The sequence below is a fragment of the Shewanella maritima genome, assembly GCF_043643735.1.
In the GTDB taxonomy this organism is placed as follows: Bacteria; Pseudomonadota; Gammaproteobacteria; order Enterobacterales; family Shewanellaceae; genus Shewanella; species Shewanella maritima_A.
This window is the reverse complement of the sequence record NZ_JBHZSM010000007.1, coordinates 155906-180240: the sequence shown is the minus strand read 5'-3', so window position 1 is coordinate 180240 and position 24335 is coordinate 155906. Positions and strand designations below refer to the sequence as shown.

At 43.2% G+C, this 24335-nt stretch carries 24 protein-coding genes and 1 riboswitch; of the genes, 9 read left to right on the top strand and 15 right to left on the bottom strand.

Annotation, left to right across the window (positions count from 1 at the left end; translation table 11 throughout):
- The first annotated feature begins 287 nt into the window (after positions 1-287).
- Positions 288-1127 carry a DUF4437 domain-containing protein gene (locus ACHUGF_RS10115; RefSeq protein ID WP_394130885.1) on the top strand — a complete coding sequence of 280 codons (840 nt, stop codon included), beginning with the start codon at positions 288-290 and terminating at the stop codon, positions 1125-1127.
- Positions 1128-1151: 24 nt separating this feature from the next.
- Here ACHUGF_RS10115 and ACHUGF_RS10110 read toward each other — a convergent pair whose 3' ends face one another.
- Together ACHUGF_RS10110 and ACHUGF_RS10105 are read right to left on the bottom strand one after the other, a co-directional pair.
- On the bottom strand, positions 1152-1841 hold the full coding sequence (locus tag ACHUGF_RS10110; RefSeq protein ID WP_394130884.1) for a DNA-3-methyladenine glycosylase I: 690 nt from the start codon (positions 1839-1841) through the stop codon (positions 1152-1154).
- A gap of 67 nt (positions 1842-1908) precedes the next feature.
- Positions 1909-2502 (bottom strand): thioesterase family protein, encoded by a 594-nt coding sequence (locus ACHUGF_RS10105; RefSeq protein ID WP_394130882.1) that lies wholly within the window; start codon positions 2500-2502, stop codon positions 1909-1911.
- A gap of 161 nt (positions 2503-2663) precedes the next feature.
- Positions 2664-2844, top strand: a riboswitch (FMN riboswitch).
- 90 nt (positions 2845-2934) lie between these two features.
- On the opposite strand from ACHUGF_RS10105, the gene ribB reads away from it, so the two are divergent.
- Positions 2935-3591, top strand: coding sequence for a 3,4-dihydroxy-2-butanone-4-phosphate synthase (gene ribB, locus ACHUGF_RS10100; protein ID WP_394130880.1), 657 nt, complete (start codon positions 2935-2937; stop codon positions 3589-3591).
- 80 nt (positions 3592-3671) lie between these two features.
- Here the strand turns inward: ribB and ACHUGF_RS10095 are convergent, their stop codons facing one another.
- A complete protein-coding gene (locus ACHUGF_RS10095) occupies positions 3672-4532 on the bottom strand; it encodes an alpha/beta hydrolase (protein WP_394130879.1) in 861 nt (286 codons plus the stop codon).
- A gap of 209 nt (positions 4533-4741) precedes the next feature.
- Entirely contained in the window at positions 4742-6781 is a 2040-nt protein-coding gene (gene prlC / locus ACHUGF_RS10090; protein WP_394130878.1) for an oligopeptidase A, read from the bottom strand.
- Positions 6782-7096: 315 nt separating this feature from the next.
- Between prlC and ACHUGF_RS10085 the strand changes: the two genes are divergently transcribed.
- The 3 genes from ACHUGF_RS10085 to gorA all read left to right on the top strand — a co-directional run bounded on the left by ACHUGF_RS10085 (position 7097) and on the right by gorA (position 10029).
- Complete coding sequence (locus tag ACHUGF_RS10085) at positions 7097-7822, top strand: hypothetical protein (RefSeq protein WP_394130876.1); 726 nt, start codon at positions 7097-7099, stop codon at positions 7820-7822.
- Between the two features lie 200 nt (positions 7823-8022).
- Positions 8023-8565, top strand: a complete 543-nt coding sequence (locus ACHUGF_RS10080; RefSeq protein WP_394130874.1) for a hypothetical protein — start codon at positions 8023-8025, stop codon at positions 8563-8565.
- Between the two features lie 108 nt (positions 8566-8673).
- The gene (gene gorA / locus ACHUGF_RS10075; RefSeq protein WP_394130872.1) at positions 8674-10029 is read left to right on the top strand and encodes a glutathione-disulfide reductase; all 1356 of its coding nucleotides are present in this window, start codon (positions 8674-8676) and stop codon (positions 10027-10029) included.
- A gap of 97 nt (positions 10030-10126) precedes the next feature.
- Here the strand turns inward: gorA and ACHUGF_RS10070 are convergent, their stop codons facing one another.
- Positions 10127-10969 (bottom strand): linear amide C-N hydrolase, encoded by an 843-nt coding sequence (locus tag ACHUGF_RS10070; protein WP_394130870.1) that lies wholly within the window; start codon positions 10967-10969, stop codon positions 10127-10129.
- On the opposite strand from ACHUGF_RS10070, the gene ACHUGF_RS10065 reads away from it, so the two are divergent.
- Complete coding sequence (locus ACHUGF_RS10065) at positions 10968-11261, top strand: hypothetical protein (protein ID WP_394130868.1); 294 nt, start codon at positions 10968-10970, stop codon at positions 11259-11261. The genes ACHUGF_RS10070 and ACHUGF_RS10065 overlap by 2 nt on opposite strands.
- A gap of 32 nt (positions 11262-11293) precedes the next feature.
- On the opposite strand, the gene ACHUGF_RS10060 is transcribed toward ACHUGF_RS10065, so the two are convergent.
- Positions 11294-11443, bottom strand: a complete 150-nt coding sequence (locus tag ACHUGF_RS10060; RefSeq protein ID WP_394130867.1) for a hypothetical protein — start codon at positions 11441-11443, stop codon at positions 11294-11296.
- Between the two features lie 117 nt (positions 11444-11560).
- Positions 11561-12466 (bottom strand): LysR family transcriptional regulator, encoded by a 906-nt coding sequence (locus ACHUGF_RS10055; RefSeq protein ID WP_394130865.1) that lies wholly within the window; start codon positions 12464-12466, stop codon positions 11561-11563.
- Positions 12467-12590: 124 nt separating this feature from the next.
- Between ACHUGF_RS10055 and ACHUGF_RS10050 the strand changes: the two genes are divergently transcribed.
- Positions 12591-13589, top strand: coding sequence for an NADP-dependent oxidoreductase (locus ACHUGF_RS10050; RefSeq protein WP_394130864.1), 999 nt, complete (start codon positions 12591-12593; stop codon positions 13587-13589).
- Between the two features lie 103 nt (positions 13590-13692).
- Here ACHUGF_RS10050 and ACHUGF_RS10045 read toward each other — a convergent pair whose 3' ends face one another.
- The 3 genes from ACHUGF_RS10045 to ompR all read right to left on the bottom strand — a co-directional run bounded on the left by ACHUGF_RS10045 (position 13693) and on the right by ompR (position 16234).
- Positions 13693-13902, bottom strand: a complete 210-nt coding sequence (locus tag ACHUGF_RS10045) for a hypothetical protein (RefSeq protein WP_394130862.1) — start codon at positions 13900-13902, stop codon at positions 13693-13695.
- A gap of 257 nt (positions 13903-14159) precedes the next feature.
- Positions 14160-15497 carry a two-component system sensor histidine kinase EnvZ gene (envZ, locus tag ACHUGF_RS10040; RefSeq protein WP_394130861.1) on the bottom strand — a complete coding sequence of 446 codons (1338 nt, stop codon included), beginning with the start codon at positions 15495-15497 and terminating at the stop codon, positions 14160-14162.
- Between the two features lie 14 nt (positions 15498-15511).
- Positions 15512-16234 carry an osmolarity response regulator transcription factor OmpR gene (ompR, locus tag ACHUGF_RS10035; RefSeq protein ID WP_394130860.1) on the bottom strand — a complete coding sequence of 241 codons (723 nt, stop codon included), beginning with the start codon at positions 16232-16234 and terminating at the stop codon, positions 15512-15514.
- Positions 16235-16632: 398 nt separating this feature from the next.
- On the opposite strand from ompR, the gene ACHUGF_RS10030 reads away from it, so the two are divergent.
- Positions 16633-17067 carry a hypothetical protein gene (locus ACHUGF_RS10030; protein WP_394130858.1) on the top strand — a complete coding sequence of 145 codons (435 nt, stop codon included), beginning with the start codon at positions 16633-16635 and terminating at the stop codon, positions 17065-17067.
- A 148-nt stretch (positions 17068-17215) separates the two neighbouring features.
- On the opposite strand, the gene ACHUGF_RS10025 is transcribed toward ACHUGF_RS10030, so the two are convergent.
- The 4 genes from ACHUGF_RS10025 to ACHUGF_RS10010 form a co-directional block, all read right to left on the bottom strand.
- Positions 17216-17758 carry a 4Fe-4S dicluster domain-containing protein gene (locus ACHUGF_RS10025; RefSeq protein ID WP_394130857.1) on the bottom strand — a complete coding sequence of 181 codons (543 nt, stop codon included), beginning with the start codon at positions 17756-17758 and terminating at the stop codon, positions 17216-17218.
- Between the two features lie 24 nt (positions 17759-17782).
- Complete coding sequence (locus ACHUGF_RS10020) at positions 17783-20035, bottom strand: molybdopterin-dependent oxidoreductase (RefSeq protein ID WP_394130855.1); 2253 nt, start codon at positions 20033-20035, stop codon at positions 17783-17785.
- A gap of 502 nt (positions 20036-20537) precedes the next feature.
- Positions 20538-21821, bottom strand: a complete 1284-nt coding sequence (locus ACHUGF_RS10015; protein WP_394130853.1) for a hypothetical protein — start codon at positions 21819-21821, stop codon at positions 20538-20540.
- Between the two features lie 157 nt (positions 21822-21978).
- Positions 21979-22677 carry a hypothetical protein gene (locus ACHUGF_RS10010; protein ID WP_394130851.1) on the bottom strand — a complete coding sequence of 233 codons (699 nt, stop codon included), beginning with the start codon at positions 22675-22677 and terminating at the stop codon, positions 21979-21981.
- Between the two features lie 146 nt (positions 22678-22823).
- Between ACHUGF_RS10010 and greB the strand changes: the two genes are divergently transcribed.
- On the top strand, positions 22824-23303 hold the full coding sequence (gene greB, locus ACHUGF_RS10005; RefSeq protein ID WP_394130850.1) for a transcription elongation factor GreB: 480 nt from the start codon (positions 22824-22826) through the stop codon (positions 23301-23303).
- Here the strand turns inward: greB and ACHUGF_RS10000 are convergent.
- Positions 23293-24249 (bottom strand): LysR family transcriptional regulator, encoded by a 957-nt coding sequence (locus tag ACHUGF_RS10000; protein WP_394130849.1) that lies wholly within the window; start codon positions 24247-24249, stop codon positions 23293-23295. The genes greB and ACHUGF_RS10000 overlap by 11 nt on opposite strands.
- Positions 24250-24335: the final 86 nt, after the last annotated feature.

Sequence of the window (24335 nt, the reverse complement as noted above, 5' to 3'; positions counted from 1 at the left end):
TTTTGTATAGTCGTTTAATGATTTTTCATATTATAACTTACTGTTTAAAAAGAGAATTAGGTTAAGAAGCTACAAATTGAGTATCAAAATCACCAACGAATAAATTCAGTATCCATTGAACATGGTTAGCGGTTTTTAGCCTATCCTTGATAACTCACTTTACACCTCAACTTTGTTTAATTATCAATAGTTCATTAAAACTGTTTCAAGCTGACTCTACTTTTTCATGAGTTTGAGCTAGGTATTATATGAATTAATTGAATCATTACTTTTGGAGAGTGAAGCGCATGCTACGCCAGTCAACAATGCTAATTTCAGCCACCGTTTTAAGCTTATCTTCTGTGGGGCTTATGTATTCACTCCCTTCAAGTGCCGCTAACCAGTCCAAATTGATTACTGCTGAACAAGTTGATTGGGGTTATCTAAATCCGTTGCGTGGTGATAAAAGTCCTGGTGCCGCCAACTTATGGGGAGATAGGGTGAAAGACGGCGCAACAGGCATGTTAGTCCGATTTAACAAGGGGTTTGCCTCGCCAGCCCATATCCACAATATTTCATATCGCGGTGTGGTGATTGAAGGTTTAATGCACAATGCTAATCCAAGCGCAGAAAAAATGTGGATGCCTACAGGATCGTTTTGGACACAACCTGCTGGAGAAAACCATATTACTGCGGCAAATGGCGATAATAACCTTATCTACTTAGAAATAGACAGTGGCCCTTATCTGGTAAAACCCAGCGAGGAACAATTTGATAATGGCGAAAGACCCATCAATCAGCACGTTAACAACATGGTGTGGCTAGGTTCAGAACAATTATCAGTGGTTGGCAATTCACAGGCTAAAGTCAGTTATCTTTGGGGGAATGTTTCGGCGGGTCAGTCTCACGGAATGCTAGTCTCTTTACCTGCTGGCTTTACCGGTGATATCCAAGTCAATGCGGCTGAGTTTCGCAGTGTGATGATTTCGGGTGAAATGACATATCAGTCTAAAGAAATTGCAGATAAAACACGGATATCCCAAGGCAGTTACTTTGAGTCGACAGGTAAATTCTCTCATCAAATTCATACTCAAAAACCAAGTTTGCTGTATATACGCACTGATGGTGAAATGAAGCTGGTGGACTAAAATATCTGGGTTGAGTGATAGTCACTATAAGTGATTATCACCTACGCTCAGTGAGATAATCTTACTGATATCGGCTAATGCTAAACCGGTTTGCTGCTGGTATTCGTTAAATACTGCTTGAGTTTGGCGCAACCCCGATTTTGATGTAAAGCCACTGTCTACCAGCTTATTGGCTTTTAAATAGGTTTGTACATCTTGAGATAGCAAGAAGGTATCTTTACCTACCGAACGCAAAAAGTAGGGGCCCGTATTACCACCTAACCTTGCGCCTTCTTTTTTCAATGCCTGCCATAAACCAGTGATGTCTTCTGATGGCCACAGAGCAATAAATTCACCAAAGCCGCCGTGTTGTTTACTTATTTTTTGTACCATATAAGCGTTATCAACAATGGCTTGGGTCTTCTTTTGGTGGCGGATAAGTGTTGGGTCGCTGGCTCGTTGTTGTATTTGTTCGGGGGACAGCATTAACACTTTGAGTGGGTCAAAGTCGAAAAAAGCTCTTTCGTATTCAGACCATTTGTTCTCAACGACTCGCCAAACAAAGCCACTTTGAAATACACGCTTACTCATGATTGACAGCATTTCTGCATCAGAAAAAGCAGCAATTTGCGATGCAGGTAAGGTCTCAGGCAAAAGTATCTCAACCGCTTCTGGACCACCTTTGCGCTCACATGCACGTTGATAAATCGATGAGAACTTTTCTAACTTCGCCATCTTGTGCTCCAAATTGATATGACCTTAGTCGGTTGAAAATCAGTTGCTAACAGTAATATTGTGGATGTTAGGCGACTTTTTTCGGCGCTCGCTCGTTTGCAGTCTGATCTTGAACGGATTGTAGCTTAGGGGCGAGGTTCTGATCTTTCTTCACTTGTAAAAACTGCTTCCACTTTACCACTTCTGGCGGGAGTTGCGGCGCTTCGCCTTGAAACCCTGCTTCTGCCACCAAGTCTGTAATGGGTACTTGTTTGCCTTTGCAAACAAACACGCCACGTACATGGGCAATACAATGTAAGCCGCGCTCACTGACAAAGCGTTGTTCTATATAGAAATACTTTTCGTCCCAGCCACACATCTTTGTTTCAATTTCAAATTTTTGCAGCGGTTTAATGTCTTTGATAAAGGTGAATTCACTGGCATTGACGATAGGTAGCCATTTGAGCTTTAAAAAACGTTTCAATAGTCCCATTTCAGCAAGCATGTAAGTACGGGCTAAATCGAGAAATGCGGGATAACGAGAGTTGGTTACGTGCATGTTGATATCACAATCAAAAGGAAGCGCGCGGTATGACAAACGGCTGGTTCCTAAAAAATCAACATGATTACAGTGGCGAATGCGCCACAAGAACATCCAAATCAAACGAAAATACAAATTCATGACTACTACTCCTTAAGTCAGCGGCCAAGGCTACCAAAGGTCATACCAGTGAGCAAGGGTTTACACTTCTATCAGCAAAAACATTCAAGTTTGTGATTGTATAGGTGTATTTTTCTATTAATTATCGTTAGCATGAGCCCGCCTGATTGATTCGCAATCAGGGTAATTCTCAGGGCGGGGCGAAATTCCCCACCGGCGGTAATTTATGGTAGGTTTTTGCCCCCATAATCAGCCCGCGAGCGCTCGAGTAATCGAGGTCAGCAGATTTGGTGCCTTAACCCTCTTTATAGAGGCTTAATATTCCAAAGCCGACGGTTAAAGTCCGGATGAAAGAGAATAGAAATCCACTAACAGCTTTGGCTGCTAGTGCGCTTACTATGGCCTTTTGGGCCGCTTTCCAAAGCCCTGATCCTTGAAATTTTGGAGACAAACATGGATCAGCTATCACTACTTTCGCCTTTTGGCGACCCAATCGAGCGAGTGGAAAAAGCCCTCTCAGCACTCAAACTAGGTCAAGGTGTGTTACTGCTTGACGATGAAGATCGTGAAAATGAAGGTGACATCATTTACAGCGCTGAGCATTTAACTGCTCAACAAATGGCATTAATGATCCGCGAATGCAGCGGCATTGTGTGCTTGTGCTTAACCGACGAGCAAGCCAGCAAACTTGAATTGCCGCCAATGGTTGAGAATAACAACAGTGCAAACCAAACTGCCTTTACGGTTTCTATTGAAGCTAAAGTTGGGGTAACCACCGGTGTATCAGCAGCAGACCGCGTGACCACGGTCAAAACCGCGATTAACCCAGATGCAAAGCCCAACGACCTTGCCCGTCCAGGCCATGTATTCCCACTTCGCGCACGCAAAGGTGGCGTAATGGCAAGGCGGGGTCACACAGAAGGCACGGTCGATTTAATGCAAATGGCAGGTTTACAGCCTGCGGGCGTGCTATGTGAACTCACCAATGAAGATGGCACTATGGCGAAAACGCCGGAAATTATTGCCTTTGGTTTAAAGCACAATATGCCAGTACTGACCATTGAAGACATGGTGTTATACCGTCAGCAGCATGATTTGAAATTGGCATAAATCGGGATAAGTAGGCGATTCAATAGGGCCGGCTTGAGAATCTAGCCGGCCTTTTTACAAAGGCATGAATCGTTTAAACGTTATATTTGAGCGATAAATGCGCGATACTGAATCAAGGTATTGGGGTCATCAAACATGGTTTGGTGGTTGGCGTTGGGCACCATGATCAGCTGTTTTATGGGAGATTGACTCGCACGATAAAGCGTTTCAGACAATGACGCTGGCACTTGGTCATCTTGTTGTGCGCCAATTATCAATAGTGGTCCTTGGTAATCCTGTGAGACCACTTGCTCGTTGTCGACACGGCGAAACCCTTCAGACATCTCAATGCTTAAAAATGGCATGTACCAAGGTGTTTTCTCATCAATCCAATCATCTACATTAGTTGCAGAACCTTGCAGTACTAATGCATCTACTTGTTGTGATTTAGCCAACTGAGCAGCGATGAAGCTCCCCAGTGAAAAACCATGTACGATCACTTTATTAGGCTGATACTGCTGGTGGGCAAACTGCAGCATGCTGGCGGCATCTGTGATTAAATTGGCAATACTCGCTGTGCCTTGGCTTGCCCCTAAACCGCGGCGGTCAAAGATAAGAATGTCAGTCTCTAATTTGGCTAAATGGGTCAATACTCCCAAGCTATGTGGTTCAACCTTCATGCCGTTACCCGGGAAAAACAGTAATAGAGTGTTGCTATTGGGGTTGTCGATATGAAAACCACGTAACATGGTATGTTGATCGGCCTGAAGCTCAACTGACTCAATAATGTTACCAGGCATGGCATGATGTAATTCTTTAATAAAATCTGCTTGGTACGCTTTCACATCATCACTTTGAGTAATAAATGTGGATTCGCTTAATCGCACCGTACAGCCAGAGCTGCTGATTAACATGGCGGTTAACAGTAGTGGCAATATGCTCGAGTAGCATTTTTTGATCATAATACGTCCTGTAAAATGTTGTCCTTTAAGCCAAAAGTGGCTAAGTGTAGCGCAATATGCGTAATTTAGGTATTGCGTATGTAGCGAGCTAAATTAGCAAGCTTTGTTATTAACAACAAGGGTGAATAGGCAAGGTGGATGTTATCTTGATAAGAGGTTTGCGTAAAAAAGCCGGCTCAGTGGCCGGCTAGTTTAGTGGATGCTATTGCTTATGCAGCTATCCCACTATGGCGCAGCAAAGCATCAATGCTTGGCTCACGGCCCATAAAGCGCTTGAATAGTTCCATAGGCTCTTCGCTGCCGCCCATTTCTAGGACGTTTTCTAAGAAGCTTTGTCCTGTTTCGGCATTGAAAATGCCTTCGTCTTCAAAACGGGAAAATGCATCAGCTGACAACACTTCTGCCCACTTATAGCTGTAGTAACCGGCTGCATAGCCACCGGCAAAAATATGGGCGAAGCCATGCTGGAAACGGTTGAAGCTTGGTGGTGTCATGACCGCAATTTGGCTACGCACTTCGTCAAGAATACCTTGTACGTTAGCGCCTTTAGCAGTATCAAACTCATGGTGCATACGGAAATCAAACAGTGAGAACTCAAGCTGGCGTAGCATCATCATGCCCGATTGGAAGTTCTTCGCTGCCAACATCTTGTCTAATAACGCTTTTGGTAGTGGCTCACCCGTTTCATAATGACCTGAGATTTCAGCCAGCGCTTCTTCAGCCCAGCACCAGTTTTCCATAAACTGACTCGGTAACTCAACTGCATCCCAAGGTACACCGTTAATGCCTGATACACCGCCAACATCCACTTTAGTCAGCATGTGGTGAATACCATGACCAAACTCATGGAATAAGGTTGTCACTTCATCATGAGTAAATAGGGCAGGCTTATCTCCCACAGGGCTGTTGAAGTTACAGGTTAAGTAAGCCACTGGCTTTTGCAGACCAGTTGACGTCACGCGACGACCACGACAATCATCCATCCAAGCGCCGCCACGCTTGCCTGTACGCGCATATAAATCTAGGTAGAAACTACCGCGTTGCTCACCTTGGGCGTCATAAATATGGAAGAAGCGCACATCGTCATGCCATTTATCGAACTCAGTTTCTTCTTTAATCGTGATGCCGAATAAGCGGTTAACTGTGAAGAATAAACCCGACAACACTTTGTTTTCAGGGAAGTAAGGGCGCAGGATTTCTTGCGACACTTGATACTTATGCTGCTGCAGTTTTTCTGCGTAGTAACTTAAGTCCCAAGAGGCGAGTTCATCGACGTTATACTCAGACTTGGCAAAGGCTTTAAGTTCAGCTAGCTCAGCTTCACCTTGGGCTTTTGAACGCTCACCTAGCTCGTTCAAAAAGCCTAAAACTTGTGCTGGTGATTCTGCCATCTTAGTCGCAAGTGACTTATCAGCATAGCTATCAAACCCAAGTAGGTTGGCAAGCTCGTGGCGCAAGGCGACAATTTCATCCATGTTGGCAGAGTTGTCATACTCACCGGCATTCGGGCCTTGCTCAGATGCGCGAGTCACGAATGCGCGGTAGCACTCTTCTCGCAGCTCGCGTTTATCACTGTGGGTCATTACAGGCAAATATGATGGGAAGTCTAGAGTGAATAGCCAACCGGTCTGCTCCGTGGCTTCTGCCATGGCTTTTGATGCAGCAATGGCTGATTCAGGTAAGCCGGCTAAGTCAGATTCGTCGGTAATTAATTTAGTCCAAGCTTGAGTAGCATCTAATAATTGGTTCGAAAAGCCGCTGGTGAGTTCAGATAAACGCTTAACGATTTCACCATAACGGACTTTTTGTGCATCATCTAAGCCAATGCCTGACAGCTCAAAATCACGCAAGCTTTGGGTGATTACCATTTTCTGAGCTTGGGTTAATGTGTCGAACTCGGCGCTGTCATGAATGCTTTTATAAGCCTGATATAAACCTTGGTGCTGGCCGACAAAAGTACCGTAGTCAGATAACAAAGGTAAACAAGCATCATGGGCTTCACGCCATTTATCATTGCTCACTACTGAATTCATGTGTGACACCGGAGACCACACTTTACTGAGCTCATCATCCACTTCTTCTAATGGGGCAATGAGGTTGTCCCAAGTGTAGTGTTGGTTATCAGCAAGTAATGCCTCAATAGTTTGACGACATTTGTCAATCGCTTGCTCAACAGCTACTTGGATATGTTCAGGTTTGATTTGCGAGAATAAAGGTAGTTCGCTGCCGCTTAGCAATGGGTTGCTCATAAAAAGTCCTCAAAAATGCGTGATTGATGCAGGTATACAGCTAGAGATAAGGGTTATGACAGCAATTTTCAATGGCTAGTATTGATAAATAGCGATTTGAACAGTGGCTGTTCATACTTTGGCATACATTCAGCTACCCCTAACCTTAATTGAAACTTAAAAACGTGATACGTCCCGCAAAAAATCTTTACACACATTTTACATTTTTATTATTGACAGCCTGATCGCAAATACAATTCATTATCATTTAAGTTTAGGTTTTGAGCGATTAATATCGACTTCGTCAATCAGTTAACTCAAGTAAAGAATAAAGTTATGGCGAAAAAACCTCTAACCTTGGCAGCACTTATCCTGCCTATGCTCTCCTCAACATTTGTTGTTGCAGATGAAACATCCGATATCGGGTTTAATTTTGATATTGGCTACGATTCAAAGTATGTCAGTGAAGGTCGTAATAACCTTGAAGATGGCGGTATTGCTTGGGGTGCAGCGAGTGTATCTCAAGGTGATTTTACGGCATATGCAGCGCTTGGTCGTGGGACTTCAGAACACTACATTGAATGGCAGTTCGGTGTAGAGTATGCGCCGCAAATTCATCAAGATTTTGACACTGTTGTGGGTTATCAGCGGTTAGAGTTTTATGGCGATGAGCGTGCTTCAGATAACGAAGTATTTGCGTCGATTGTGTATACCGGGAACCAGTGGATTGAACCGGGTGTGCATTACACATACGCCACAGAAGCTGGTGGTTATTTTGTTGAGGTGAGCTTACATCACCATTGGCAAGTGAATGATGCTTTGGTGGTGTCGCCTTATGCTATTCAAGGCTTTGATTTTCAGTATGCGACTGAAGAATACGATGGAGCAAACCACTTTCAGTTTGGTGTAGAAGCAAGCTATCAAATTAATGACACTTATGCGATTAGTGGTCATATCAGCCATTCCATTGCACAAGAAGATATTAAGCGTGAAAACCAAGGTAGTGAGCAAAGTAATTTTGATGAAACCTTTGCAGGGCTTTATTTTAACTTTGCATTCTAAAATGCACATTTCTATTGAATATAACATCATAGTGAGTGCAGCATTTATTAGTCATTTGGCGAAACCTCACATTGATGGCTACACTTTATCAGGTCAACAGGATGTTGGCCTGATGTCGTTTTGTATCACTCATTTATGCCGTTAATGCATACATGAGGTTGATTTGAGTGCTATCAGTTAATTCATGCAAAGGAGTGTGTATGTTAGCTAATTCTTTCACCTATCCCGCATCAAGAACGTTGCAACAGGTTTCAAAATCGTTACTACTGATTTGTTTACTGGTCATAGCACAGCCGGGTAGTGCTAACGATAGTTATCAGCAATTAACAACCAAGCAAACAAACCAAAGGCATTTACCCTTAGGTGCGCTATTTGATGCAACTGGCCGTCCGATTATTATGCCAAAGCAGGATCAGCTCGCGCTGGAGTTTGAATCGCAGTTGTACTTGACCTCTGCTGAAAAGCCTTCTCAAGTTCACAGCAGTGAGTCATCCAAACCTATTTCGACTGCTAAAGGCAAACGAAACAATCATCAAAATTTAAAGGTAGCCAACGATGTTAATTGCCGTTGGTTAAATAACCGTATTCACTACCTTGAGCGACAGCTAAACAACAATCATTCATCTCACTATAGCCATTATCGAGCTGAGCTGGTTGAACGAGAGAAAGAGTTTTCGTGTTTGCATTGTGCTAGCACAGGGCCTCAAGAGGGTGACCATCATCGATGCCAATATCGGCGTTAACTTATATAAAATTTGTCCAAGAAGCGCCCTAGTAACTTGAGCGATTGATCCCTACAATGACTGCATAATTTTTATAATGAATAAAAGCAAATTGTAGCGGAGATTATCATGGCTCAACATTTTGACTATATCGCTTTGGGTGCGGGTAGTGGCGGGATTGCCTCAGCAAACCGAGCAGCAATGCGCGGTGCAAAAGTACTATTAATTGAGGCGCAACATGTCGGCGGCACTTGCGTTAACGTAGGTTGCGTACCGAAAAAAGTAATGTGGTATGGCGCACATGTAGCTGAAGCCATGAACCTGTACGCAAAAGACTATGGTTTTGACGTCACGGTAAATAACTTTGACTGGAACAAGCTTGTTGAAAACCGTGAAGCCTACATTGACCGTATTCACCAAGCCTATGGCCGTGGTTTTGACAACAACAAAGTTAATCTACTCAATGGTTATGGCAAGTTTGTTAATAACAACACTATTGAAGTTAATGGCGAGCAATACACGGCAGATCACATTCTGATTGCCACAGGTGGCGCGCCAACCATTCCTAACATACCAGGTGCCGAGCATGGTATAGACTCAAACGGTTTCTTTGAACTACGTGAACAACCTAAGCGCGTCGCGGTGGTTGGTGCAGGTTATATTGCCGTTGAGCTTGCTGGTGTTTTACATGCCCTAGGTAGTGAAACTCATCTTTTGGTTCGCAAGCACGCACCATTGCGTAACTTTGACCCAATTTTAACTGATGCATTGGTTGAAGCGATGGCAACTGATGGCCCAACATTGCATACCCACTGTATTCCTAAACAGGTCGTCAAAAATGGCGATGGTAGCCTCACACTTGAGTTAGAAAATGGTGAAAGCCTGACTGTTGATACATTGGTTTGGGCGATTGGTCGTTCACCTTCGACAGGTAATATTGGCTTAGAAAATACTGACGTACAGCTAGATGAAAAAGGCTATGTGGTGGTTGATGAACAACAAAATACCACAGCTAAAGGTATTTACTGTGTGGGCGACATCATGAAAGGTGGTGTTGAGCTAACTCCAGTTGCTGTTAAAGCAGGCCGACTATTATCAGAGCGCTTATTTGGCAACATGCCAGATGCGAAAATGGATTACGCATTAATCCCAACGGTCGTATTCAGCCATCCAGCTATCGGCACCATGGGGTTAACTGAGCCAGAAGCCATTGAACAGTATGGTGAAGACAAGGTTAAAGTGTACACCTCAACCTTTACCTCTATGTACACGGCAGTTACTGCACACCGTCAAGCATGCAAAATGAAGCTAGTGTGCGCTGGTGAGGATGAAGTGGTTGTCGGTATTCATGGTATCGGCTTTGGTATGGATGAAATCCTCCAAGGCTTTGGCGTGGCGATGAAGATGGGCGCAACGAAGGCACAGTTTGATGCAGTAGTCGCTATTCACCCAACTGGCGCAGAAGAATTTGTGACTATGCGTTAAGAGCTTAAGTCTAAACTCGATGATAAGGCTTCTACGAAATTGAAAAGCTCGCGCAATAGCGCGAGCTTTTTATTGATGGAAGAATAACTATTCCAACTTACTTACACTCACCCCAAAATATTTTCTCACCAGCGCGAGCCTGCTTAAACATGTCTGCACACATAGGCTCTGTAAATGCTTTAGTTTGAGCAAAGCTAATGTCTAATTGCGAACCGTTACCTTCGTTGTAGTAAGTGGTATCACCTGTTTCTAGATTGTAGATAAACGTTTCCCAAGTTGCGTATGACTCACCGTTAGTTGGGTCAATCAAGTCTTGAGGCACCTTGTTACCAAAGTCAAAGATACCTTTCATTTTACCGCGAGTATCAACCCAGTCAGCTTTAGGGTCTAGCTTAGTGTGAGTTGTTACGTGATAGCCACGAATATAGCGAGATGGCGAGCTGATATCACTTGGTAGCTCTTCTGCTTTGTTTAGATCGAACTTTTTCGCATGCGCTAGGATATCTTGACGAAGTGGCATGTTAGCCATTACACGAAGGTCACTGTTGATGTCACCGCGGTGAACAACCATTTTTCCGCCTTCGTTCAATTGGAATAGTGCGATGTCACCAGACTTATCTTGCACAGAGAAGTGGAAACCGTGTTGGTGACCGCCAATACCGGTTTTCCAAGCTGTTTGGAACTCGCCCGCTTCAAACGCATTAACGGCTTCATCGACAGTGGCGAATTGCGTCACCAAGAAGTTAACTATTTGCGACATATGAACTGTTGGCGCACCGTTATCTGCTGCATCTTTTACGAAATACACTGATGGGTTTTGGTAAAGGATAGAAGCAGTTAAACCTTTGTCGTTGATTGCTTCACCCCAGTTAGATTGTAAAGAGAAGTTTGTTTCGTTAGAGCAGGTGAGAGGAATGCTACAGGTATCGGCATTATTCATGAAGCAGACCGCTCAAGAAGAGACCCACAACCTCAGCTCGCGAACTATCTACAGCAATAGCCTCCGTAACTCGATTGAACTGATAAAGTATACTGAGGCATGGGCGATGTTGCCCGAGTTTCTTTGTTTAAAAGATATCGAAGCAGGTGAACTGAATAAAATGTACATTTCGCCTACGGCATCTACACGCCCTAACCAATGGGCGACTGAAATAAGCTGGCTAACAGCAAGGCCGCGTAATGCTGTTATGGACTATATGATTGACGAATTAGCCAAACTACCTAATCGCTAATGTCATCCAGTATTAAATCTGGCTAACGCACCCTAGGCAGCGCGTGGATTTCTGCAATGAACATCTTCATCACGAGGATATAGCACTTTTTCGGGCAGCGTCACCGCATTAGCTACGCTGGGTGTGTTTTGGATAGCGTCTGTGAACTCAGGGCTAGGTACATGGACGATGGCGTTTACCATATTTCCAATTGCCTGGTTCGAAATGCTTATCGGCGCTTTTATTGCCTCAAAACGGTATGACAAGTTTGAGCGCTAGCTTTACAAGTGACATGCAAGGGGTGGATATACATGCTCAACTCAATATGCTGATTTAACATGTGCCATAATAAAGTCCACCGCCACTTTGACTTTAGGGATGGCGTAGGCAGCTTTTTGATACAACATATACACGCCGAGCTCCTTATTTTTGGTGACAGCCAATGGTTCCGTAAAGCTGAGTTTGATGAGCTCGCCACTGGCGAGATAAGGCTTTAACACCCATTCTGGCATCATCAAAATGCCCTCGCCGCTGATGGCTTTATCAGCCAGCCAACTACCATTGTTGGTCGTTAACACACTCGGTGCGGATACATCTTGCCAACGATTATCAATCAAGCTTAGCCAAGGTGTCGCGCCGTGTGGCGTGCGATAGAAAAGGCCTTTATGATGGGGGAGGTCTTGGCTAGATTGCGGCATGCCATAACGCTCGATATAACTGGGAGCTGCTACGGTAATAAACTGATTATTTAAAAGCTTATGGGCAACGACATGCTCATTTGGCGCAAAGCCACCACGAATGGCAATATCGACATCGTCGCGGTCAAGCTTTGACAATTTATCGCTCAGCTCAACGTCTAATTCAATCTCCGGATATTGCTGAGCAAACTTATCTAAAATCGGCGCTAGCACTCGTTCACCAAAACCCACCATGGTACTGATTTTTAACTTACCTTTGGGCATGGTTTGATAGTTTTTTACGCCCTGATCAAACTGCTGTAACTGCATCACTAATGGCGAGACTTGGGCATAATACTGAGCGCCTACTTCAGTTAAGCTGACATTGCGGGTAGTGCGTTTGAGCAATTGGCTGCCCAAACTCGCTTCCAGATCAGCAATTCGTCTTGATATGCTGGAAGCGGGTACACCGAATTTAGTCGCGGCGGCTGAAAAGTTGCCAGCATCAACAGTTGCAATGAAATACTTTAGCGCCCTGAGTTGGTCCATATACTGCCTCGTATCATATGATTGTTGTCTTTAAGACAATATAGATTGTCACTTTACCCTCTATATCTCACCATTAATATCATAAATACTAGGTTTAAAGTTATTACACTAGACAAGGAGTATCATGAGTCAGTTTACCCAAATCTTGCTAAAACAACGTCCTGACGGCAAGCCGTTCGGCGCACACATGTTTGATGTGGTGAAAAAAGATTTACCTGAGCTTGAAGCTGGCCAGGTTTTGATCAAGCAAACTCACATGTCACTTGATCCCGCTATGATTGGCTGGATGAGCCCAGACACCAATAGCTACATTCCTCGAGTGGAATTAGGCGAGGTCATGCGCTCTAGCGGTTTTGGTGAAGTTGTCGCATCAGAAAACTCAAACTTTGCTGTTGGCGATAAAGTCATGGGCATGATGGGCTGGACAGAATACTTTATCTCTAATGGCAAAGGTATCAACAAGGTACAAGCAGGCGTAAATGCTGAGATGGCATTGGCTGTTTTTGCTCTGCCAGGCTTAACCGCTACACAAGGCTTATTCAATGTGGGTAAGCCAAAGGCTGGTGAAACGCTGGTGGTCACAGGCGCCGCGGGCTCAGTGGGATCACTTGTTGGTCAGCTAGCCAAAGCTGATGGCCTAAGAGTGATTGGTGTTGTAGGCAGTGATGAAAAAGCTGACTGGATTGTGAATGACCTCGGCTTTGATGGTGCGATTAACTACAAAACCGATGATCTTGAAGCCAAGCTGGTGGCGTTAACCCCAGACGGCGTAGATGTGTTTTTTGAAAACACAGGCGGACCAATTCAGCAGTACATATACAACCGCATGAATGTGCATGGACGCATTGTCGTATGCGGCATGATTGCTGACTACACTGTGGGTGAGCCATCGCCAGGCCCTAACTGGATCAACTTGATTAAAAAGCGTGTCACTGTGCAGGGGTTTGCTATGCCAGACCATTATGGTGATGTACCGGCTTTACTTGCTAAGTTGACGCCGTATGTGATGCAAGGGAAAGTAAAGTATCGTACCCATGAGTTGCAGGGGCTCGAGAGCGCGATGACAGGACTCAATTTATTTTTTAGCGGCGGAAATAAAGGAAAACTTTTGGTTAAGCTGTAAACTCAGAGTGTAAAGTTTTACCGAGCAGTCTAGCGAACGCTAGGCTGCACATTCATATGAGCTTTAAATTAAGGGTGAAAAGCGTTAAATACTCATCAGTAAGTTAGGAGGCTTCATCCCTAACCAGTACCTCATCCATTTGCAGGCATTGATATACAAATGCATTGGTCACTTGTTTATTCTCCCAAAGGTGTAAAAGTTCAAGCCACTGATGGCCGCTCAAGGATTGCTCAGCTTTTTCTAAAATCAAGGTACACAAATCTATTTTGCTTTGCATATCTAGGTGTTCAAATAATTCGATTGACTGCTGCACTTGAAAACCTCCAACCATAAAATACATTCACTAATATACCTCTTTTTGGGTATTTTGCAGAGCTTTAATGTGGAACTTTGCAGCTGGTCAGAGTTTTTAAATAAACGGGTTATAAATGATAGTCGCAGCTGGAACTCGATTTGCGGCATAAATATTCAAAATTAGTAAATAAGTAGCCTAAAGGTGTTGCTCTAAGTTAATGTTTTATTTGTATTATTTAATGGGTGAGCTTGAGCCTTGATTGTTTCAGTGAAGTTTTAATTAATTTGCTTAGGCTTTTTGGGCAATAAGACTTTGGCAATCAAGCCACCTTGCTTACGGTTAGACAGAATGACCTTGCCTTGATGGCGCTCAACAATACGTTTGATGATTGCTAACCCTAAGCCCGAACCAATACTCCCCCTCGCTTGATCCCCTTGGGTGAAAGGTTGGAACAATTGTTCTATTAGGTGCTCTTCAATACCTGGGCCATTATCTTCCACGGTAAAGCCCACGTAATTGTGGCTTTGAAATGAGCTGATCATAATCCAGTCTTGACCATAGCGGAATGCATTTTCAACAAGGTTACTGAGAACACGCTTGATAGCGACGCTGTGCATGGGGATATCTGGACAATCAACCAAGGCTAGGTCAATTTTGATAGGGCGATGAGATTCTTGCTGGGCAATTTCTTGTATGAGTCGATTGACTTGATCGGGTTCTTTTTCGTGTTCTTTGTCGTTACGGATATAGGCGATAAATTGATTAATAATATCGTCCATGTCTTCAATATCAGCGACTATCCCGTCTTTTAAATAAGCATCAGCCTCATCCATCATTTCTGATGCGAGTCGAATACGAGTAAGTGGGGTACGTAAATCATGGGAAATGCCCGCCATCAACAAGGATCTATCCTGCTCAAGCTGCTGCATGCTTTGAGACATTTGGTTGAAGGCGTGGGTCACTTCTACAATTTCTGTTGAGCCAGATAAGGGCAGCGGTTTGGGGAAGTCACCCTGAGATACAGTTAATGCCGCTTTTTGTAGGCGTTTTAACGGTTTATTTTGTTTACGCGCAAACAACCAACCGCCAGCGACACTTAATGCGCCAATGACCAAAAGGTAAAGTGTCAGCGGGGATAAATCTGATTTATGCATGCCAGTTAACGGCACTTTTATCCAAACACTGGGCGCTTGAGGTGGGCGGATCCACACGTCTAACTTATCCCCCTGAGAAAAGCGGACTTCAGCAGGACCATTGAGGTAAATGGACATTTGTTCAGATAAGAAACCATAGTAGGTAGCATCATCAACCCCTGCTGCCAGTGCCTGCTGTTGGTTATAGATTGTCATGCCATCGTCTCTGACTTTGGCATTGAGGGCATCAACTAAAGTGAGGTTTTGTCTATCAAGTACCACACCATCAACGAATAAAATATTGATTTGCCGTGCAATAAGTTGATTAATTTGCTCATAGCTTGGCTTAATGAAGTAAACCGCAACGGACCAGTAAGACACCAGTTGGTTGATCAGCAATAAGCTGCCAATCAATAAAACTGTTTGACTAAATGCGCTACGGGGCAACATGCGTTGCCACCACTTCAATTTAAATTTCATTATCTACAATGAGATTATCGAGCTGCGCCATCGGGTACAAAGACATAACCTAAGCCCCATACGGTTTGTATATAACGTGGGTTGGCTGCATCCGCTTCAATGAGTCTGCGTAGTCTCGAAACTTGTACGTCGATGGAACGCTCAAGGGCTGAGTAATCTCTGCCTCTGGCAAGGTTCATTAATTTATCCCGTGATAAAGGCTCTCTTGGGTGAGAAACCAACACTTTAAGTACGGCAAATTCGCCGCTCGTCAGGGCAATACTTTCTTCACCATTAAACATTTCACGGGTAGCTAAGTTCAGTGAGAATTGGCCAAATTCAACCACTTCTTCCTGTTGTGAAGGGGCGCCTGGCACTTCTAATGTTTGGCGACGCATCACAGCTTTAATCCGGGCAAGTAATTCGCGAGGGTTAAAGGGTTTTGGCAAGTAGTCATCAGCCCCAAGTTCCAGACCAATAATACGGTCTACCTCGTCTCCTTTGGCTGTTAGCATGACGATTGGAATTGGGTTTTCTTGTTGGCGCAAGCGGCGACAAATGGACAAGCCATCTTCACCAGGCAACATAAGGTCAAGTACGATTAAATGAAAATTCTCGCGTTCAAGCAGTCTATCCATTTGTTCAGCATTGGCTGCACTTCGAACTTGATAACCTTGCTCGACTAAGTAGCGTTCAAGTAGTGAACGTAAACGCATGTCATCATCGACTACGAGAATTTTTGATGTTTCTTGACCCATGTTTTTTCCTTTTACTTTCAGGATGTCATGCCAATATAGCGGCTTTTACATTTGTCGAGTAGGGCTAAATAGTGTGGAAGGAGACTTTTTTTCAGTTAATTCTCGTTTGGGTGGAAAAACGCATGAATTTTAAGGTTTTATAAACATATTGGCTTAATTGCTAAATTGTAACAATTCAAGAACATCTAAGGTATTTAGGTACTGTGATAGCTTCACTATTTCTTTGTGCAGCAAGCGAGCTAATTCTGAGTTGATCCATTTAACAGATTTGTGACTGAACATGCTTTCAAGTCGAATTCAAAGAGTCAGTCTCAGTACCGGTTAAGCAACTGTCATATAATCCGCTTAGCTTGATAGCGACTATCACTTTGAGTAACCCATTACTGCTGAGACCACACATGATTTCGCAAACGATAAAAAAGAAATGGTTAGAAACACACATTTCTGAATCTATGATTGAGGCGATGAGTCAGCACCCTGAGTGCTTACCCCATCGTTTCTCCAATTTGAAGATTGAAAAATTGACTCAGCAGCTGGCTAGATTGGTGAGTGATGACTGGTCAACAGAAGCATCTTTGTTGTCTTTTAATCAGCTTTGTGTGTCATTTCTCATTGGATTCGACAAGTTAATCAGTGCCAGTATTTCCAAAAAGGTGTTAACTACGGTTGATTACGACATTATCAAAATTGCCAAGCATATAGCCTCACAACAGGATCAACGCTTAACAGACAGCGAGCGACAACATTGCCTTGCTGTTATGAATGTGGCGAAGCATTGGGATAAATATATTCGCAATGAGAATAATATACGTAATCAGCGGTTTGTTGTTTAGCTGTGTGGGTAAGTTGGTCTATGGCAAAGCAGCATACGTGAGGAAGCGTCATTTGACTTGCTCTGGTCAAAAGAGTTGTACATCGAGTCAGAAATATACTGCTTCAATAGGCAAGCGCCAAGTTAAATGACGCTTGCCTGTTTTGGTATTAATTTCTCAATTTAATAAATACCGTTTGTGGCCCTGTACCTTCATCACCATGGCCATCGCCAGATAAACTTGCACCAGGCAAACTCATAGCAGCATCGATATCCATAATATCTAACACTTGTACTGGGCAGCCTGTGACACAGAATGCTTGCTCACCTCTATCAAGTCTGTCTTTACACATATCACACTTATTGAATTTACCTGTACGAGTATTGAGTTTTGGCGCATCATAAGGGCAGTTGATACGGCATGAACCGCAGCCAACGCACATAGAGTCATCAATATATACAATACCATCTTCGCGTTTGAAAATAGCTTCAACTGGGCACTTCTCAACGCATATTGGGTCTTCACAGTGATGACAAGATTGCGATAAAAAAACCGTTACATCAACGCCTTGATTATTGGTCTTTTCACCTTGAGCGACATCTCGCAAGGTAATGAATTCATCAGTGGTGTTGCCCGCTTGACATGCCACAGTACAGGCCTCGCAACCTACACAGTTTTCTTGGCGGAATACAAAAGATTTTTGTTCAGTCATGGTTTACTCCTAAGATCCCTAAGCTTATGCCAAAGCCACATCGACACGGGTTGAATGGAAAGACGAGCAATAGTTCATATCTGTGAGTTCGCCGTTGGTGAGTTGGTTAATTGCCGTGTTCGATCCGTTCTCATTGAGTTTTATCCATGCGTTCTTCCACACTAACAATGTGCCGGGAGGGGTCATTTTTTCTACGCGTGCACTGTACTGAATGGAGACTTCGCGATTGCCGTATCGGGTTGCGCTAAGCGTGACTTGGTCACCTTCGGAAATACCTTTGGCAGCAGCATCATCAGGATGGATATACACATCATGCTGAGGGAAAGTACTGGTGATGTACTTGATGTTGGCCCATTGTGAGTTACTTAATTTAGGGTGCGCTGGCGATAATAGTCTAAATTCCCTCGCTTTCTCTTCATCCGTCATGCCCTTGTCTGCAAAGTCATTGGTTTCAGGTGTACCCACATCAATGACTGGGTGGAACTGCTCAGGATCGAAATAAGTTCCAGAGGTATCTTTGAACTCGATTTTGCCGCTTGGCGTTGGGAAGTCGAAATCCTTTCTGTATGGATATGGCACGATTGGACTATCCCAATATTGCACTCGCATCTCGTCGAATGAGATGTTGCCAGCCCATGTACCGCGCAGAATGTTTTCAAGGCTTTCATCGAACTCAGGGTCGGAAAAGCCCATAGCTTTGGCAATACCTTGGAAAATTTCTAGATCAGGTTTTGACTCATGTAATGGCACAATTGCTTGTGCGCTGTGTTTAGCGTAATAGCAGTTATAACTGTCGACGAGATTTTCTTGCTCAATGAAGCTTGACGCTGGTAGTAGATAATCAACGTAGTCCATCGTATCGGTTTGAAACAGATCTAAACCCACAAGGAATAGATCTTCTCTCATCAACCCTTTTTGAATTAAGTCTGCATCTGGTGCAATGGCCATAGGGTTACTTGAGTAGATGATCATGGCTTTGATCGGATCACATGGTTCACCTTTGGCAAGCGGCCCGATTTGTCCGTCTTCATGTTGATAATCTTCTGGCAACAATGACTTGGCTATTTCACTGATGTTGACGGTATCTCTAACTGAACCTTCAGGCTCCAAGTGTCCAGCACCAGGATAAGACCAATTAAATAAGCTACCTGCTTGAGTATTTAAGTAAACAACACCAGCCCCGACTTTACCGAAATTACCCGTTAAGGCGGCAATGGTTGGAATGGATTTGACAATACGGCCACCGTTTAAGGTGCGCTGCAAACCATAACCGATTCGGATCATCGCGCTGCCAGCATTAGCATATGCTCTGGCAAACGATTGATATTCTGATTTACTTACCTGAGTAAACTCTTCAATTTCTTCATGAGTAAATTCGTCAAGACGAGCAAGTAATTCGTCGTAATCTTGAGTATGTGCGTCAATAAACGCCGTATCATGTAGGCTTTCTTCAATGATGACTTTTGCAATACCAATCACCAAGGTGGCATCTGTACCAGGTTTTGGCTGTAACCAAATGTCAGCTTGTGATGCTAAAGGGGTTCTTGCAGGGTTTACCACAAGTACTTTTGCACCTTTATCACGCGCTTCATTGATAAATTTAAGGTGATGAACGTTCGTAGATTGCTCGTTTGTTCCCCAAGATACGAAGCACTGAGTGTTAGCATAATCTTCAGGACTTGGACCAGAAAATTCGCCTAATATCGAGCTCATACCAGAGTAACCTGCACTGGCACAAATATTTTTCTCTAATTTACGACCGGCAATTTTGTTGAAGAACCGATCTGCTCCAGCTCCAGCGCCAATGCCATTGTAGCCTGAGTAGACATAAGGTAAGACTGCATTACCAGAGTGAGTGCTAATAATATCGGTTAGGCGAGCACCAATTTGTGTAAAGGCTTCTTCCCATGTGATCGGCTCAAATTGTGCGCCTGGACCACGTGGGCCAACCCGTTTCATAGGTTGTTTGAGTCTGTCAGGACTATAAATGGATTCAAGGTATGCGTGCCCTTTCACACAAGGTGTACCTGCTGTGACAGGGTGGTCAGTGTTACCGGTAATTGAAACTGCAACACCATCTTTAACTGATACCATCAGGCTACATCTGTCACCACAGTTTCGAGGGCAGGTTGTATGATACACACCATCTGGTTGAGGCGGCTCAACGACAGGAGGTTGTTGTACATCGTCATCATCACTATTTGAACATCCCATCAAGCCGGTTGATACAGCAACAGCACCACTGCCTTTTATAAAGTTACGTCTACTAAGTTTCATTTTGTTTTCCCCTTTTGGCCTGAAATAACCCTACCAAATGTATGGAAAAGCAATTAACTGGTTAATGTGCAAAGGATAAGCAGGATCACAGAAGCGATATCACCCCATTCTATGTCACATTATTCGCGTTAACATTGTAAGATAACTCGCTTTTTATCAATACTTTATAATATTGATATCACCACAATAACAAGGTGCCACTAGTTGATTTGAATGTATCAATAAGTTGACCTTGATGGTGATTATTAAGGTGAGGGAAGATACATTTTTGACAGTAGACTTTTATTATCGCTAATTTATGAAATTGTTGTTAAGTCATGACTAACTTACGTGCTGTTAGTAAATGCATAACCTTGGACGTAGTGTCTTTACGTTTGTAACAGGCTGTATTCGGCGGGGGATGATTTGGACTCTTGATAGATGAGTCACTTTTCAGTTAATAGGATTCGTTTGAATAAAAAAAGCCTCTATTGATATAGAGGCTTTGATCCAACAACGTATTTTATTGACGATTGAAGGTCAGCATACCGTCCATGACACCATCGGCATCTTCATCGAAGGTAGCTGAAAGTACATCCCCATCCACGGTAATGAATAGTTGTGCGCCTTCTATTGTCGAAAAGTCAGTTAATCCAGTGTCACCATTATCATCATAGGTCTGGGTAACCGTGGCTCGATTGGTTGTACTATCAATACTGTAAGTTCCCCACTCCATACCGGAAGTTTCATCTTGGTCATCCATATCGACCTCAGTATGGATGTAAGTGCCATCAGACTTGAACACAAACATTAATAAGTCGTTTTCATCAGCAGTGCCATCATCGTATGAGTCAGCAAGCCAAGTGCCCACAATGCCATCTGAACCATTGGCAGTGAACGTCAGGGTCTCATCAATATTGCCATCGGCCGATTCATCAATATCAAACATCAACTGGCCTTCCATCACCTTAGCAAAAATCTCTGGTGCACCGTCAGCCGTCACAAAATCCGTGAGTCCAGTGTCACCATTGCCATCGAATGTTTGCATTGCCGTTAAACGGTTGGTATCAGCATCGCGGGTATAAGTACCCCATTCCATGCCAGAAGCCTCTTCTAGATCATCTTGATCGACTTCCATATGGGTATAAGTACCGTCATTAAAGAATACTAGATGCAGTAAGTCATTCTCATCCTCTAGACTCCATGAGCCAACAATACCCACCTGTATGTCATTTTCTGCAATGGTGTCAGTTAGGTGGTCAATTGCCTCATCTTCAGGTATCAGCTCAGTTACAGTTTCATCTTGGCCACCATTCTGTACCGTTGCTAATACGTCTGCATCTGCTGCGAAGTCTTCTACATCTTGTGCGAAGTCTACGGGCGCGGCGCTGGCTGCTGCAGTTTCAGTAATCGTAATACCATTACTTGGATCATCATCTTGGTCGAGGGTTTGCAGTAGGCGGGTCATGTTAACCACTAGATTGTCAGTAACATCTTCTGTCATGGCGATGTTAAGTGGTGTGACTGTGCCAGTTGCTGTAGTTGCAGGGAACTCAAGGTCTCCTATGAAGAAAGTAACAGTTTCACCTTCTACATAGTCATAATTTCCGTTTTCGTCAGTAAAGCCTGACTGAGTTTCTGTGCGATAACCAATACCGATAACAGCGCTATCTAGAAATTGACCGCTTAATACCGTTGGTGCTGGGGTGGGATCTGGTTGTTGGGTTTGTGTTTCTGGTGAATCATCGCTACTACCACAACCCAATAGTACGCCTGCGATAAGCAGGGATAGAAGTTTCTTTGACATGTTCTCTTCTTAAACACTTGTCTTATTTTTGAGCAGTAAAACACAAAGCATAGACCCATTATTGAACTACTGCATAATTAACTCTAAAGAAATCAGTTAAATAAAAAAATCTAAATTAACAATATTAATTATCTTGGGTAAGCAATTAGTAGTGTATTTATTGACCAGTTAAATTAGATTGTCGATAAATATAGTTTTTCTGATTGAGTCTTAGATAACTGCTGTGCTCGAAATCTATCTCAAAAGCAATAAATTGATGCGGAAGTAACAGTCGTAAACCAAAGTCCGCAGTGGGTAATTGACTCCAAGGCGTAATTGAAACCCAATCTTGAGACTGTTTTAAGTAAGTATATTGCTCCATTTTTAAGCTGGTATTATTTGCTTCAATTTTCAAGGTGTAAGTCGTGCTCTGTAACGTGACTAGCCTAGGGTGTTGCGTCAGAGAGTAATAACTTGGGCTAAGGGTTAGTGCAATCTGCTGGAGAGTTGAATGGATAGATGTTTCAGCCTGTGCCTGCCGAATACTTCCCCATTCTAAACGGGGATCGTTATTTTGTTTTGTTACAGTAATAGAGGCAGAGTTCGAATCTGGTTGTTGGATCCACACATAGGTATTATCAGCAAAAATACACAAGGTATTTACTTGACTGTCCGCTGTTTGCCACACTCCAACAAGCTGACTTGGTAAGCCATCATTTGCATAGGCAGGTGAGTGATATATAGCAGGCATTAACAAAAAAATTTGTAATTTAATCAATATGCTATTGAGCAGCTTAACCCTAATAGTACGATACAACATTTGTTGCCAATATTGGCGAGAGATGTTCGGCAATTTCCATATTCCCTGAGTGTCCATATAAGTTCCTTTTATCTGGTCGCTTATCAGTGTAGGTGCTGTTGGCTTTTTTGAGAACAAATCTCCACTATCAAGTTGTTGTAATCACTCAGCTAGCACTATGTAATATGCTATATTGGCGCATAAAATTATTGATTAACAACATTATGAGAACTCAAATAGTTACCCGAGAAGGGTTTGAAAAGTTGCAGAAAGAATTGGATTTTCTGTGGCGAGAAGAGCGTCCTGAGATCACTAAAAAAGTCGCTTGGGCTGCCAGTTTGGGCGATAGAAGTGAAAATGCTGACTATCAATATAATAAAAAACGATTACGAGAAATTGATCGTCGTGTTAGGTACTTACGTAAGTCGATAGAAAACACGAAAGTTGTCGACTACGCGCCAGAGCAAGAAGGACGAGTATTTTTTGGCGCCTGGGTTGAAATTGAGAATGACGCTGCTGAAACTCTAGTGTTCCGTATTGTGGGTTACGATGAGATATTCGGCCGTAAAGACTATATTTCCATTGACTCGCCTATGGCAAGAGCGCTGCTAAAGAAGCAAGTTGATGATGAGGCGGTTGTGCGTACACCCGAGGGAGAAAAAGTGTGGTACATCAACCGAATTTGGTACTTAGCTAAAGACTAATTTGTGTTTGGATAAATCGCGTTAAGGATCGAATCAGTGTGGTTGGAATTGACTGATCCTTTGATTTTAACATCACTAGAGAATAGCTTGGTTTTGGCGTAATCGAATGCAATCGCTGGTACTGTTCGTGACTAAGCAGCTGTGTTTCAATCCCCGACATCATATTAATAAAGTCAGCAGCACAGTGAGTGCCAACAAATGAGAACGCATCGGTATTTTGTAAATGGGTGGCTAATCCAGCGAGACTATAGGTTTTATAATTAATCGCTAATGGTAATTGCCACTCTGTGCAAAAGGCTTCTAATGGGTCCACTTGGTCATTGAACCCTGTGATGGCTGTTACCGCAAATGGAGACTGACTTAGCTCCTCAAGAGTCATTTGTGAGGCAAAAGCATCATGATTTTTGTTTGCGGCAATATAGACAAACTCTCCCGTACCTATGTGCAAAGTCGTTAAATGTAATTGGTGCTTTTTAAGCTCTTTTTGAATTTTCGGACATTGGTCAGGCACAACAGCAAGGGTTATTTTTCCGTGAAGAATATCTTCACATACCTTATTGTCTATTCCAAATACTGTTACAAGTGCTGGGCTACGTGTTTTTTGGCATTGCTGATTGATGTATTCAGGCAGGCCAACTGAGAAAGTCGTTGGTATGGCTACGTGATATTCATTTTGCTCTTCATCCTCAGTACTCTTTTGTAACAGCTCTTCATAAAGCGTCACCATGGCACATACCTTTGGATAGAGAGACTTGGCTTTTGCCGTCGGAATAAATCCATCGCGCTTACGGATAAAAAGCGAGTCTTGATAGTACTCACGTAAAGAGGCTAATAAACGTGTCACTTTAGAGTTAGAAATATTGAAAGCTTTTGCTGCGCTGTTGCAACACCTCTGCTCATAGACTGTTTTAAAAACCATTAACGTTTCTCTGTCAACGTTAATCATGTATCCCCTGTTTATAATTAGAAATAGTTTCCATTTAATAGTGGGTATTTTAGCGCAACTGAAATATTAGTTGAACTGTCATTGAT

Excerpts from the sequence above, each read along its gene's own strand:
- ACHUGF_RS10115 (WP_394130885.1), top strand. The coding sequence starts at position 288 with ATGCTACGCCAGTCAACAATGCTAATTTCAGCCACCGTTTTAAGCTTA.
- ACHUGF_RS10110 (WP_394130884.1), bottom strand. The coding sequence starts at position 1,841 with ATGGCGAAGTTAGAAAAGTTCTCATCGATTTATCAACGTGCATGTGAG.
- ACHUGF_RS10105 (WP_394130882.1), bottom strand. The coding sequence starts at position 2,502 with ATGAATTTGTATTTTCGTTTGATTTGGATGTTCTTGTGGCGCATTCGC.
- ribB (WP_394130880.1), top strand. The coding sequence starts at position 2,935 with ATGGATCAGCTATCACTACTTTCGCCTTTTGGCGACCCAATCGAGCGA.
- ACHUGF_RS10095 (WP_394130879.1), bottom strand. The coding sequence starts at position 4,532 with ATGATCAAAAAATGCTACTCGAGCATATTGCCACTACTGTTAACCGCC.
- prlC (WP_394130878.1), bottom strand. The coding sequence starts at position 6,781 with ATGAGCAACCCATTGCTAAGCGGCAGCGAACTACCTTTATTCTCGCAA.
- ACHUGF_RS10085 (WP_394130876.1), top strand. The coding sequence starts at position 7,097 with ATGGCGAAAAAACCTCTAACCTTGGCAGCACTTATCCTGCCTATGCTC.
- ACHUGF_RS10080 (WP_394130874.1), top strand. The coding sequence starts at position 8,023 with ATGTTAGCTAATTCTTTCACCTATCCCGCATCAAGAACGTTGCAACAG.
- gorA (WP_394130872.1), top strand. The coding sequence starts at position 8,674 with ATGGCTCAACATTTTGACTATATCGCTTTGGGTGCGGGTAGTGGCGGG.
- ACHUGF_RS10065 (WP_394130868.1), top strand. The coding sequence starts at position 10,968 with ATGAAGCAGACCGCTCAAGAAGAGACCCACAACCTCAGCTCGCGAACT.
- ACHUGF_RS10070 (WP_394130870.1), bottom strand. The coding sequence starts at position 10,969 with ATGAATAATGCCGATACCTGTAGCATTCCTCTCACCTGCTCTAACGAA.
- ACHUGF_RS10060 (WP_394130867.1), bottom strand. The coding sequence starts at position 11,443 with ATGGTAAACGCCATCGTCCATGTACCTAGCCCTGAGTTCACAGACGCT.
- ACHUGF_RS10055 (WP_394130865.1), bottom strand. The coding sequence starts at position 12,466 with ATGGACCAACTCAGGGCGCTAAAGTATTTCATTGCAACTGTTGATGCT.
- ACHUGF_RS10050 (WP_394130864.1), top strand. The coding sequence starts at position 12,591 with ATGAGTCAGTTTACCCAAATCTTGCTAAAACAACGTCCTGACGGCAAG.
- envZ (WP_394130861.1), bottom strand. The coding sequence starts at position 15,497 with ATGAAATTTAAATTGAAGTGGTGGCAACGCATGTTGCCCCGTAGCGCA.
- ompR (WP_394130860.1), bottom strand. The coding sequence starts at position 16,234 with ATGGGTCAAGAAACATCAAAAATTCTCGTAGTCGATGATGACATGCGT.
- ACHUGF_RS10030 (WP_394130858.1), top strand. The coding sequence starts at position 16,633 with ATGATTTCGCAAACGATAAAAAAGAAATGGTTAGAAACACACATTTCT.
- ACHUGF_RS10025 (WP_394130857.1), bottom strand. The coding sequence starts at position 17,758 with ATGACTGAACAAAAATCTTTTGTATTCCGCCAAGAAAACTGTGTAGGT.
- ACHUGF_RS10020 (WP_394130855.1), bottom strand. The coding sequence starts at position 20,035 with ATGAAACTTAGTAGACGTAACTTTATAAAAGGCAGTGGTGCTGTTGCT.
- ACHUGF_RS10015 (WP_394130853.1), bottom strand. The coding sequence starts at position 21,821 with ATGTCAAAGAAACTTCTATCCCTGCTTATCGCAGGCGTACTATTGGGT.
- ACHUGF_RS10010 (WP_394130851.1), bottom strand. The coding sequence starts at position 22,677 with ATGGACACTCAGGGAATATGGAAATTGCCGAACATCTCTCGCCAATAT.
- greB (WP_394130850.1), top strand. The coding sequence starts at position 22,824 with ATGAGAACTCAAATAGTTACCCGAGAAGGGTTTGAAAAGTTGCAGAAA.
- ACHUGF_RS10000 (WP_394130849.1), bottom strand. The coding sequence starts at position 24,249 with ATGATTAACGTTGACAGAGAAACGTTAATGGTTTTTAAAACAGTCTAT.